Here is a 10191-nt window from a genome sequence, read left to right on the forward strand (position 1 = left end):
TCCCTACTCCCTACTCCCTACTCCCTACTCCCTACTCCCTACTCCCTACTCCCTACTCCCTACTCCCTACTCCCTACTCCCTACTCCCTACTCCCTACTCCCTACTCCCTCCTCCCTACTCCCTACTCCCTACTCCCTACTCCCTACTCCCTACTCCCTACTCCCTACTCCCTACTCCCTACTCCCTACTCCCTAAAACCCATCGGTGTAAGTACCTCACCCAATCAATAAATGCTATCATGACTAATGACTAATGAAAAGAAACCCCCTGTTTTGGTTTGCTGCTGCTATTGGTCTGATTCTGGATCAGCTGACTAAATATTGGGTGGTGCAGAATTTTGAATTGGCTGAGACTCTACCCCTGTGGCAAGGGGTGTTTCACTTTACCTATGTGACTAATACTGGTGCCGCTTTCAGTCTCTTTAGTCAAGACGGCAGCTGGTTGCGCTGGCTATCCTTAGCTGTGAGTCTTGGTTTAATCGCCCTAGCTTGGTTTGGACCAAAGCTGATTAGGTTGGAACAGCTTGGTTATGGCTTCATACTCGGAGGAGCATTAGGGAATGGCATAGACCGTTTTTTCAACAGTTGTTTGGTAGATAACCAGACAGTAACGGGTTGCGTTGTGGATTTCCTCGATTTTCGGTTGATTAACTTCCCGGTATTTAATGTGGCCGATGTGTGTATCAACCTAGGTATTGTATGCTTGCTTATTGCAAGTTTTAAGCATCAATCCCCAAAATCTAGGGAGAAGGGGCAATAACTTACAAGCCACAAGGCACAAGGGTTATGGCCAATCTGCTTACCCTTTGCCTGTTCCCTGTCTTCCCTCTGTGCCCCCTCTTTCCCTGATTCGCCCTTTTCCTAACTTATTTGCCAAATCCGGATCCCTTAGCTGGATTTGGTATTTTCGGCGTATCCCTGCATCCGAGGTGCATCCGTGTCGTGCCCTATTCTCAAAAGTAACCAATAATCCTTTACTATTTATTCTCAATTAGTAAATTTTCTTGCAAGTGAGAGAAATAATTATTTAATATTGTCAATAATGGCTCGTTTTTGAGAGGGTTACCATGGCTAACTATACTGCCGCTTCACTCAAGGCCGAACTCAATGCTCGAGGTTGGCGTATGACACCGCAACGGGAGACCATTCTCCACGTTTTCCAAAATTTACCGAGAGGAACCCATCTGAGTGCTGAGGAACTTCACGAATTGCTCGACCAGCGAGGAGAAGGAATCAGCTTATCTACAATTTACCGCAGCGTTAAGTTAATGTCACGGATGGGCATCCTGCGGGAATTGGAATTGGCAGAAGGGCATAAACATTATGAACTCAATCAGCCTTTTCCCCATCATCACCATCATCTGGTATGTATTCAGTGTAACCAGACCGTTGAATTCAAGAATGACTCAATCTTGAAACAAGGGATGAGGCAGGTAGAAAAAGAAGGCTTGCAGCTAATTGATTGCCAGCTGACCATTCATACTATTTGCCCAGAAGCCCTGCGGATGGGATGGCCTTCGGCTCTACCGAGTAATTGGCGTTGCTCTCGATCCATTGCGATGGACGAACATTAGTTTTGTGAGTGGTTAGTCCTATGATAAGCGCTATACTAAGATCCTCTTGTCAATGGACTAAATGACAAGCAACATAATGTCCTCTACCTGCATCTTTAAACTCTGGTTCTGGGTCTTGCCGACAAGTATCCATTACCATAGGACAGCGAGTGTGAAACCGACAACCTTTCGGGGGATTGCTCGGGCTGGGTACATCCCCTGTTAGGATAATACGTTCCCGTTGACGCTCAAGTTCAGGGTCAGGAATTGGTACGGCTGAGATTAATGCTTGGGTATAGGGATGCAAGGGGTTCTCATATAAACAGACGCGATCTGCGAGTTCTACTATTTTGCCTAGGTACATTACTGCCACCCGGTCAGAAATGTGGCGCACTATACTTAAATCGTGAGCAATAAATAGATAAGTTAAGCCCATATCTGCTTGCAACGACTGCATCAAGTTAACCACTTGGGCTTGAATGGATACATCTAAAGCAGCAATCGGTTCATCACATACGATAAAGTCAGGGTTTAACGCTAAGGCGCGAGCAATGACAATCCGCTGACGCTGACCCCCAGAGAATTCGTGGGGATAGCGATTGATAAACTGAGGATTGAGTCCTACCACTTCTAGTAAGGACTGGACTCGTTCTTGTTTTTGTTTACCGGTGGCTAACCCATGGATTTGCAGGGGTTCACCGACAATACTTCCTACGGTCATGCGGGGATTGAGGGAAGCATAGGGGTCTTGAAAAATCATTTGCATCCGCCGACGCATCTGGCGCAGGGATTCAGCGTCTAGCTCGGTTAGGTCGATATTTTCAAAGTAAACATGACCAGCTGTGGGACGGTATAGTTGTAGGAGCGCTCGTCCGGTGGTACTTTTGCCACAGCCAGATTCTCCTACTAAGCCTAAAGTTTCGCCACGGTTGATCTCGAAGTTGAGTCCATCCACAGCTTTGATGGAGCCAATTTGCTTTTGCCAGATGATTCCTTGGGTGATGGGGAAGTGCATCTGTAGGTTTTCTATGTGTAACAGACTGTTGTTTTGTGGGTTGGGCTTGGGGTTGTCTAGCTGTGCTGCTGTCATGTGATGGTTTAATGCTTAATCGCAATCATATAGCGTTTTTATTTTAAAATGCTATAGCTGTATTACCATATCCATTTTTTTTTAAACCCAATTTCTTTTTGGGAAATTATTTGAATACAGTCACAGGATTTTTTTTTAAATTATTAAATTGGCTCAATATTTATTTTTAATTGATTTTTTTAAAAGCTCAATTAATTATTGAAAAAGGTAATAATAAAACTATCAAAATTGGATATACTTAGATAAGTTGTAGTCAACTTGTCAATAACCGTCTTATCAAAAAAACGGGCGATTTATTCTCCAAAAAAAACTTATATATAGCAATTATTATACTCATGAGGTACAAATTTGTGGGTTTTAGGGAGCAGAGAGCAGGGAGCAGGGAGCAGGGAGCAGGGAGCAGGAAGCAGGGAGCATGGAAGAGGAAAGAGGCAAGAGGCGGCCTGTGTACCTCATATCTATGATAAACGCTATAGTTGGAGTTATAAATAATACTTGACAGGGGGAAAACAATCAGCTTTATAAGTCAAATAAGGATGGCTAACTATGGCAGTTTTTACAGTTAATACCACAGCTGACGAAATTAATCCTTCTGATGGGGTCATCAGTTTACGAGAAGCCATCGCGCTAGCGAATAATAATCCTGGTCAAGATACAATTTTATTTCAACTTGAAGCAGGTCAACAGACGATTACTCTAGACTCTAATCCCCTTAATATCCCTACTATTCCCACTATTCCTACTATTCCCAGTATTCCTAATTTACCTAATTTTCCTAATCTCCCTAATCTTCCTGATCTCCCTAATCTTCCGACACTCCAAAATCAACCGACACTCCAAATTACCGAAAGTGTTAATATTGTTGGACTTCAAGAGCCTGACCAAATCACTATCGAAGGTGACGGTGGGTCTTTTGATATTTTTACGATTAGCAATGGTGCGAATGTTACCATCACAAACCTGACAATTTCTGGGGGAGAGGATGGCATCGAGGTGGATGATGGTAATCTAAACGTGATTAATAGCATCCTCACAGAGAACGAAAGCGATGGCATCAAGATAGAAGGAGACAATGCTAATGTCAACGTAGTCGGTAGCTCTTTCACAAATAACAGATCAGATGGCATCGAGATTGCAGGAGAGAACACTAATCTAAACGTGGTCGGTAGCTCCTTCACAAACAACGAAAAAGATGGCATTGATATCAACGGAAACAACACGACATCATTTGTTATCAAGAGCGCCTTCAGCGAAAATGTAGATAATGGTTTTGATATAAATGCGGTAGGTCAAAATGTAAAGGTTATTGATAGCACTATAATCAGCAACAATAACACTGGCATAGAAATCGGTACTTCGGAACAAGTAACTAACAACGTTGTACAGATATTCAATAACCAGATTATTGACAACCTGACAGGAGGTAGTGGCGGTGGTGTCAGTGTCCTTGGCATTGATAATGAAGTGCTGCTGGTCAACAATCAGATTACTGATAACTCCGCAGAAGTCAATGGCGGCGGCATTGCTGTCGATAGTGGAAATACCATGTTCCTGGGCAACAACACAATCACTGGTAATATTGCTGACAGTGACAACAATGGTATTGGCAATGGTGGTGGTCTCTTTATCGCTTTGGGGGCTACCGTCGGAATCAGAGCAACCCAAATTAGGGATAACTTTGACCTAGAAGCTGAGTCTCGCAATGTATTTGGTAATTTCTTCGACCTTGGAGATAATGACATTGCAGGTAATGACATTCAAGTTTAGAAATTGAGTTAACTTAGATCTGGCTTGGACTTTGGACAAAACCAAGGGGATCAAACATCTATCCCTAGAGCATCAAACCTCTCAAAAGCTTTCAGAAACTGTGTTTTATCGGAATCTGAACCTGAGGATATGGTTGCGGTAGGAATACCTTGGCGCAAGGGGGGAAAATAGTTTTTGCCTCAAATCTCAAACTTATTGGTTAACGAGAGCCTAAGGTAGTCTCAAGCAAGGCAAAATTTTTCAATTAGAGCTTAGGTCAATAGGAAGTTTCTCCAAAGTCCCATCAAGGAAATAGCTGAAATTATTCTTTAGTTATCTCCTTGACGACACCAGTTGTTGTCGAGGGGATAATCTGTTGTCTAATAAAAATTAATAACAGCAATGCATAATACATTTTGCAGAAAGCATAATGGACAAAAAAAACATTTTTTTTTGTAAAAAAAGTTTAAATAAATTGTTATAGTTAGTTTTATATAATATATAAATCAGAGCTAAATAAAATTATTTTCCAGGATTTTAAAATCTTTTCAGTCTTGATTTATTAATCATATAGGAAATATTATGAAGTTACAGTTTCCGGTTTTTTTTTAATCAACTATTAATAGTTATATAAATAATAAACTATAAAAATGGGATAGGTTTAGGTAAGTTTTAGTCAAACTGTCACTAACCTTTTGGATTAAATAACCAGGCGATTTATTCTCAAAATTTTTATGTTATGGGATGGTTGAGGGATAATACCTGACAGGGGAAAACAATCAGCTTGATCAGTAAAATAAAGATTACTAACTATGGCAGTTTTTACAGTAAATACCACAGCTGACGAAATTAATACAAACGATGGACTTACCAGTTTACGAGAAGCGATCGAGGGAGCCAATAATTCTCCTGGTGAAGATACAATCTTATTTGAACTTGAACCAGCTGAAGAGACGATAACCCTAGAGCCTATCCTAGGGACAATCGAGATTATCGACAGTGTTACTATTCTTGGAAAAGATGCTGATCAAATCACTAGTAATACTTTTTTTGGAGAAGATGCTGATCAAATCACTGTCGAAGGTGACGGTGGGTCTTTTGATATCTTTACCATTAGCAATGGGGCGAATGTTACCGTCACAAACCTGACAATTTCTGAGGGAGAGGATGGCATCCAGGTAAATGACGGCAATTTGGAAGTGATTGATAGCATCTTAACAGGTAACGACAGCGATGGCATCGATATCCAGGGAAACAACACTAATCTCAACGTGCTCGGTAGTTCCTTTACAAATAACAAATCAGATGGGATCCATATCGATGGAGACAACTCTACTGTATTAGTAAGGAACAGCACCTTAAGCGAAAATCAGGGTCAGGGTATTGATGTAAATGCTGCAGGTCAAAATGTCAGGGTGGTTGGTAGCACTATCAGCAAAAACCAGGAAAGTGGCATAGAAATTGGTAGTAAGGGAGAAAACCCATTTGAAGATTTTATAGCCAATGACAATTTTGTAGAAATATATAATAGCCGGATTATTGACAACGTAACAGGAGGCAATGGCGGTGGTGTCAATGTGGTTGGATTTTATAATGATGTGCTGCTGGTCAACAATCAGATTAGTCGTAACTCAGCAGAAGTGAATGGCGGCGGCATTTTCGTCGATGAGGCTAATACTATGTATTTGTTCAAAAACAAAATCACTTATAATATAGCTGACAGTGATAATGATGCTACCGGCATTGGTGGCGGCTTGTCGATTAGTCCACCTGCTTTTTTCCTTGATGGACCCACGGTCGTGATCAGAGGAACCGAAATTACCAATAACGTTAACAGAAATGGTTTCTTTTTCGGTTCCAATATAGCTGGTAAGTTCATCAACCTTGGAGGTAATGAAATTGGAATTAGGTCCCTAAGTACCAACACAGAATTAATTGCCTAATTCCAATCTCTGTAACCTTTACAATGTATAGCGCTACGCGCCATTGCATTGGCAAGAGGCATGCAAGCTAGAGTTGACTACAACAGCAATGGCAGCTTGTATCAATGTGCTAAATTTAGGGATTACCAGAGCCAGGGATAGCATGGGTAGACAGCAACTCGTTAACGTAGCGCCGAATTACAATCTGCTGGTGGTCAGAGCTAAGGCGTTTGGCTTGAATCAGGGAGTCGAGGCTAACCCCATTCACTAGGGCTAACAGGGCGTTGGCTTCTAACTCTGGCTCTATGTTAGCTCGAATCAGTTTGGCTGACTGTAGAGCTTTCAACTCTTGAATAATCACCTCACGGAGCTGAGCAGCACTCTGTTGATGCTCAGCCATCAGGGATTCTCGTCCAATGGCATACCCCAAAAAGGCCACCCAGACCTTCAGAATATCTTGCCGTTCAGTGTCTAGTGGCAAAAACGCAGATAGCATTTCTACTAGTCGATCGACTCCCCTAGCGTGCTCTGTTGCAGTCTGCATCGTTTTTTGTAGACGCTGAGTTACTTGATTAAGGGCAAACAGAATAAGCTCCTGCTTATCTCGAAAGTGGTGAGTAACAACTCCGGTGGTGCAACCCAGCTCTTGGGCGATCGCCCGCATACTGGTGCGATCTAACCCCTCTCGGACAATAACTCGCCAGGCGGCTTCAGAAACTTCAAGGCGGCGATCCTGTTGGGACATGAGCATTAAAGGAAACTATAGGGGTTTTTAATTGGGTGAGGTACAGAGTCCTGGGTTTTAGGGAACAGGGAACAGAGAAGAGGCAAGAGGCAATAGGCAATAGGCAAGAGGCAATAGGCAAGAGGCAATAGGCAATAGGCAATAGGCAATAGGCAAGAGGCAAGAGGCAATAGGCAAGAGGCAATAGGCAATAGGCAAGAGGCAAGAGGCAATAGGCAAGAGGCAATAGGCAAGAGGGAAAAAATCCTGTGTACCTCATTAGGCTAGAAATCGCTATAACCAGATATACACCAGATATACACCAGATATAAAGTGGGACACAAACAAAGTGTCAATGCCTATTGACAGCTTATCATAACAGTTGTTATATTTATTCATAACAACTGTTATGAGGTTAACCTAATGCACTCTGAGCTGACTTGTCCCTCCCCTCGCTCTGGTCTGAAAGGTTTGCTTGATCGCTTCACCGGACCAGGGGCAACCCAAGCTGAGTTGCTCATACAATTTGTGCCGTCCCTGGTGGCTTTGGTAGCAGCTCCAACCTACGCCCTGACCCTCCCAATACAGTGGACCCCGTTGCAATTAGGACTGATCGCTGTTCTTGCCCTTGATTTAGTGGGGGGTGTCCTCACCAATGCTACCTCCACCGCTAAGGGTTGGTATCACCGACCGGAACAGGGTTGGCAGCAGCATTTAGGATTTGTGTCTGTTCATGTCATCCATGTCTTGTTAGTGGCCCTGCTCTTTCGTGGGGGAGATTGGGGATTCTTTATCGGTGTTTCCAGCTACCTGTTGGGGGCATCAGTCTTGATTTTGCTGTCTCCCTTGTATCTTCAACGTCCAGTGGCTTTAGGGCTTTATAGCTTAGGGCTATTGGGCGATCGCTATCTATTTCCCCCAATGGCTGGTCTGGAATGGTTTCTGCCTTTGTTTTTTCTAAAAATATTGGTCAGTCATTTACTTAAGGAAACCCCTTATCCCCCTAAGGAAAGGCGATAAGATTTGCTGCCACTGATTTGTGGTGTTTGACAGGAATAATTCTAGTTGTGAGGTAATTACAATGACAATAACTATTAGACATCTGGTATCTGCACTCTTAGTTTTATCGTTTGGATTGTTGGCATCTCTTGTTCCTGGTGGTTTAATTGAAACAAGGAGTTTCTCACATATTGACCCGTTGATATTGGGTATATTTAATACCTTTTTAACTTCCCTAGTAATAGTCAGCATTTTGATTGTTTACTTTATTTTAAAAGATTTGAATTGGGCGTTTATTGTGTCTGGATTATGTGCTATTTCCTATTTTATCGTATACGCCTTAGACTTAGGAACACTATTTCCAGTCTCGCCAGATCCAATGCCTCAGGCGCTATTTGTAATTGAACTATTGGGAATGATTGTTTCTCTTCCTTTACTATTTCTTTCTGTTCGAGGAGCTATCACCAGTAACAAGAGTAGTAACGATCAAGTAATGGTAAACAAACCCTATTGAACGCACCCCATCCAAATCAAAGATTATGGATGGGGATTCATTCGCTCTTGAACAGCTAAATTTCTTAACGTCCCCAGGACAATTGGCGTTCTCAATGTGCCGTCAGAACTTTTGCTGTCGTACACCCTAGAAAAGTTTTTATCCCCTACTATTAAGCAATACCAATATCTAGCACCGATGTTATAACTAGCGTTTAAATCGGCGTGATATTGTTTTCCACTCTTGAATTTGGCTAGGGAATAATTTGTTTGGCTTCGTCTAACTTTTCCACTCCCATCAAAGGCTACCGCACTGGTTAATTTAGGATTAACTGTCTGAACTTTTCCACCTAATTCTGTCCATTTATCTGTGATTATTTCGAAAATTTTTCGGTGACACCATAAGTGAAATTTTTGTTTCATTAATGACCTTTTTTTACCAGCTTTTGCTTTCCATCCCCAGAGATTTTCTAAGACAATTACCTTGACCCCATGCACCTTGGCGAATTGAACAATTTGTCTGGCTACTTTTCGAGAAATCTCTAGATTTTGATTAGCTGACTTGCGGTTAAGTCCACCACAAAACCCTTTCGGTAATGTTTGACCAGTTAAATTACTGGTTTGTTTAGCTTTTTTGGCTATCATCATTCGTCGTTTGTTGCGATAGTCTATGTCTCTGGCTGGATTAATAAAAGTTCTCGCCTTTACAGTACCATCCCGCCCGACGATAGCAGCCGTTGCTGCATTATTTATCCCTAAGTCAACACTACAAACATAATCGGTTTCTTCTCTTTTTACTGGTTTTATTTGAACTGGCATTGAGAGCTGACATTTAGTTTTATTCACCACTAAAGAAGGTGACTTTAATTTGTTGCCCTCAACTAAATGCCGATTATTTCCGTGATTTTTTACTCCTATATTAGTTAACCAAATCCAATCTTTTCCCGACCACACCTTGAGAGCAACAGTTTGATAATACTTACCGTATAAAATTTGTTGACCTTTATACAAAGCCGGGTAAGTTTTACACATTGCTGTTAGTCTTGGTGCTTTAGCTGTACGTTTTTTACGATTTCCCGACTGCCAAGAACGATAACGGGTTTGAAAACTAGAAACAATGCCAATTGCTTCAGCTATGGCTGCTCTTCTTAAATAGCTGGGAAACTTACGGTGATCTGGATATTTGTTGACAATTTTCTGATAATAACTATGTTTGGGATTTGGGTTAGCTGTGGTAACATGAATCATTTTTTCCACAGCCAAAACTTTTTCTAAGCTACTTAGAGGGGCTAAATTAGACCATTGTGCATTCACAATCAAAACTAAAGGTAAAAGATATTTACGGTAGCAGGTTACCGTCATCAACATCATCTCTTTCTGTTCGGGAGTAGTAACTAAACGCCACACATCTGTACGAATCAGAGGTTGAGGTTGAGATTTTTTAGTTTTTCTTTGGCTTTTTTTACCCATGGTCTAGTCACACCCCACTCTATAGGCTATTAAATTATATTAACACAAATATGATTAATCTAGAATTGCCAAAAGAATAAGAAAAGGTAGTGTTTTTTGTTGGTCTCGCTAACCCCACCTATAATCTTCGATTTAGGTGGGGTTAGCGAGACATTTTGTTCAAAGACCTTTGTATATTTCGCTTTCTTTTTGGTT

Annotated in this window: 11 protein-coding genes; 7 read left to right on the forward strand and 4 right to left on the reverse strand. The window is 41.7% G+C overall.

Annotated features, from left to right (window positions below):
• From F6J99_RS34845 to F6J99_RS34855, 3 genes are all read left to right on the forward strand, one after another.
• Nucleotides 1–231: hypothetical protein (locus F6J99_RS34845; protein WP_293120014.1), on the forward strand; the 231-nt coding region annotated here is incomplete at its 5' end.
• A gap of 22 nt (nt 232–253) precedes the next feature.
• Nucleotides 254–760, forward strand: coding sequence for a signal peptidase II (gene lspA, locus F6J99_RS34850; RefSeq protein ID WP_293120016.1), 507 nt, complete (start codon nt 254–256; stop codon nt 758–760).
• 307 nt (nt 761–1067) lie between these two features.
• Entirely contained in the window at nt 1068–1574 is a 507-nt protein-coding gene (locus tag F6J99_RS34855) for a transcriptional repressor (protein ID WP_070393137.1), read from the forward strand.
• Nucleotides 1575–1623: 49 nt separating this feature from the next.
• Here F6J99_RS34855 and F6J99_RS34860 read toward each other — a convergent pair whose 3' ends face one another.
• Nucleotides 1624–2643, reverse strand: a complete 1020-nt coding sequence (locus F6J99_RS34860) for a dipeptide ABC transporter ATP-binding protein (RefSeq protein ID WP_293120018.1) — start codon at nt 2641–2643, stop codon at nt 1624–1626.
• A gap of 546 nt (nt 2644–3189) precedes the next feature.
• Between F6J99_RS34860 and F6J99_RS34865 the strand changes: the two genes are divergently transcribed.
• Together F6J99_RS34865 and F6J99_RS34870 are read left to right on the forward strand one after the other, a co-directional pair.
• Complete coding sequence (locus F6J99_RS34865) at nt 3190–4410, forward strand: right-handed parallel beta-helix repeat-containing protein (RefSeq protein ID WP_293120019.1); 1221 nt, start codon at nt 3190–3192, stop codon at nt 4408–4410.
• A gap of 791 nt (nt 4411–5201) precedes the next feature.
• Entirely contained in the window at nt 5202–6332 is a 1131-nt protein-coding gene (locus tag F6J99_RS34870; protein WP_293120021.1) for a right-handed parallel beta-helix repeat-containing protein, read from the forward strand.
• Nucleotides 6333–6447: 115 nt separating this feature from the next.
• On the opposite strand, the gene F6J99_RS34875 is transcribed toward F6J99_RS34870, so the two are convergent.
• Complete coding sequence (locus F6J99_RS34875; RefSeq protein WP_293120023.1) at nt 6448–7056, reverse strand: TetR/AcrR family transcriptional regulator; 609 nt, start codon at nt 7054–7056, stop codon at nt 6448–6450.
• Complete coding sequence (locus F6J99_RS34880) at nt 7031–7315, reverse strand: hypothetical protein (RefSeq protein WP_293120025.1); 285 nt, start codon at nt 7313–7315, stop codon at nt 7031–7033. Before F6J99_RS34880 ends, F6J99_RS34875 begins: the two co-directional genes overlap by 26 nt.
• Before the next feature lie 143 nt (nt 7316–7458).
• On the opposite strand from F6J99_RS34880, the gene F6J99_RS34885 reads away from it, so the two are divergent.
• Both F6J99_RS34885 and F6J99_RS34890 read left to right on the forward strand, forming a co-directional pair.
• Nucleotides 7459–8055, forward strand: coding sequence for a hypothetical protein (locus F6J99_RS34885; RefSeq protein WP_293120027.1), 597 nt, complete (start codon nt 7459–7461; stop codon nt 8053–8055).
• Nucleotides 8056–8116: 61 nt separating this feature from the next.
• Nucleotides 8117–8548, forward strand: a complete 432-nt coding sequence (locus tag F6J99_RS34890; protein ID WP_293120029.1) for a hypothetical protein — start codon at nt 8117–8119, stop codon at nt 8546–8548.
• Nucleotides 8549–8571: 23 nt separating this feature from the next.
• Here F6J99_RS34890 and F6J99_RS34895 read toward each other — a convergent pair whose 3' ends face one another.
• The gene (locus F6J99_RS34895) at nt 8572–9996 is read right to left on the reverse strand and encodes a transposase (protein WP_293120031.1); all 1425 of its coding nucleotides are present in this window, start codon (nt 9994–9996) and stop codon (nt 8572–8574) included.
• Nucleotides 9997–10191 lie beyond the last annotated feature (195 nt).

The sequence above is a fragment of the Moorena sp. SIO4G3 genome, from assembly GCF_010692305.1.
GTDB lineage: Bacteria > Cyanobacteriota > Cyanobacteriia > Cyanobacteriales > Coleofasciculaceae > Moorena > Moorena producens_A.